The organism is Caballeronia sp. GAFFF2 (genome assembly GCF_023631485.1).
Lineage (GTDB): Bacteria > Pseudomonadota > Gammaproteobacteria > Burkholderiales > Burkholderiaceae > Caballeronia.
The window spans coordinates 1-260 of sequence record NZ_JALQDA010000115.1 but is presented as its reverse complement, the minus strand read 5'-3'; the positions used below and the strand labels follow the sequence as shown (position 1 = coordinate 260).

1 protein-coding gene is annotated in these 260 nt (G+C 51.5%); it reads left to right on the top strand.

Translation table 11 applies throughout. From position 1 onward, the window contains the following. Positions 1-260 (top strand): hypothetical protein (locus NCT04_RS34335; RefSeq protein WP_250470305.1); only part of this gene is annotated, 260 nt, incomplete at both ends.

Below are 260 nucleotides of genomic sequence, written 5' to 3'. Positions count from 1 at the left end.
AGTCCAACACGGCACACATCCTCTTCCAAAGCGAGCAAGTCGCCCAGCACCTGCTCGACCACTACTGCATGATCCCGGTCGGCCAATCTATCGTCCGCATCGAAGGCTTCATGCACCAAAACAAGCATAAGATCAAGAACCAAGCTGGCAATGTCTTACCCCATCATTCATATGTTTTCGAGTCCGGTTATCCGCAGAAGACGCACCAACCGGACCGACAAGAAATCTCCGTTTTTAGCCAGCAACATGTGTCTAAGGCC